General features: G+C 55.0%; 1 protein-coding gene and 2 pseudogenes. 2 read left to right on the top strand and 1 reads right to left on the bottom strand.

From position 1 onward, the window contains the following. A pseudogene (locus BBW68_RS16470) lies at positions 1 to 417 on the top strand (transposase); the annotation flags it as partial. Here the strand turns inward: BBW68_RS16470 and BBW68_RS09355 are convergent. Next, positions 357 to 1,111 (bottom strand): annotated as a pseudogene (locus tag BBW68_RS09355) (insulinase family protein); the annotation flags it as partial. The pseudogenes BBW68_RS16470 and BBW68_RS09355 sit on opposite strands and share 61 nt — an antisense overlap. Positions 1,112 to 1,197: 86 nt before the next feature. On the opposite strand from BBW68_RS09355, the gene BBW68_RS16465 reads away from it, so the two are divergent. Further along, a partial coding sequence (locus BBW68_RS16465) for a helix-turn-helix domain-containing protein (RefSeq protein ID WP_148127543.1) occupies positions 1,198 to 1,376 on the top strand: 179 nt, incomplete at its 3' end.

Below are 1,376 nucleotides of genomic sequence, written 5' to 3'. Positions count from 1 at the left end.
ATCAGTGTGCCACTACAATCAATGGGTGTGGGGTATCCTGCGTAAGCAACGTCGGGCAGAAGGACTGCTGCCGGTAAATGTCAAACGGCTTTACAGGATAATGAGCGAGCATCACCTGTTGTTACTGCCAAATAAACCGGAGTGGCCGAAGCGTGAGCATAAGGGTAAAATCGGGGTAGCAGAAAGCGATATGCGCTGGTGTTCAGACGGCTTCGAGTTCGGCTGCGACAACGGTGAAAAACTGCTGAAACGAGGAAGTTTGCCAGAGAGCTGAACCTAGAGCCCTGTACAACAGCGGTGAGTAGCCCACAGAGTAATAGCATGACCGAACGGTTCGTGAAAACGATGAAGGAAGACTATATCGCGTTCATGCCAAAACCGGAGGTGAGAATAGCACTGCGAAACCTTGCAGCAGCGGGCACCGGCTCTGGCATCATAATCTTCTGCCAGCCCTCCTGCAGCGCCTTGACGTTAGTTTCCGGCTCACCCGGCGGCTGCATCAGCACCATCGTCATATCCTGCGTCAGCTGCTGGCGCAGCTCCTAATTCAGCATATCCAGCGTCAGACCTGACAGGAACTGCTGACGCAGCTTTTGATAATGTCGACCATCTCTTTGGCAATCAGCGTCAGGTTACTGTTCAGCGAGGCATTGTCGGCATCCAGATTGATGACGCACTGCGCATGCTGGTAGAGCACGTGGCAGTCAAAGCCCACCTGCATGCTCTGGGTTTTGTTATCGCTCAGCACCTTCTGCACATGCCAGAACAGCGCCTCACGCGCCAGATCGCTCTGCCAGTAACGTAGCAGGTTTTGCGACTCGCGGATCGTCTTCCATGGCGTATCCCAGACCAACGACAGGTGATCCTGACTGAGGGTGCTGTTTGCTAGGTTGATCGGCAGCAGCAGTGGGGAGAGCGTTGGCATCGCGGAAGGCTGTTCGCGCTTGCCTTCCAGCAGCGAGAACACTTTGTTGATCTGTTCAGACAGGCTGCGGCTGTCAACATTGCCGACGACAAACAGCGTCATGGCGTCCGGGGTTTACCACTGCTTATAGAAGGCATTGAGCGCGGCGAGATCCACCGGCACTTTTACCGGGGAACCCGGGTCGTGGTGTCGCTACCGATGTAAAACTGGCCCACCTGCCGATGTAAATCTGACCCACCCAGGGTAAAAATGGCAGTTTTAAGGCACTGCCAATGATGACATTGGAGACCAGAGTGGAGATGAGTGTTTTACACCGTCAGGGCATGTCGATACGCGCCATCGCGCGCCAGCTTTCATGCTCTCGTGAGACCGTTCGCAGATATATCCGTAGCCCGCTGCCCGTAGCGGATATCCGCTACAAGCCTCGCGCACCCAGACCCTGCAAGCTTGA

This window comes from Candidatus Erwinia dacicola (assembly GCF_001756855.1).
GTDB classification, from domain to species: Bacteria; Pseudomonadota; Gammaproteobacteria; order Enterobacterales; family Enterobacteriaceae; genus Erwinia; species Erwinia dacicola.
Note: the sequence above shows the minus strand (reverse complement) of the source record. Positions and strands in the feature narration are given on the sequence as shown.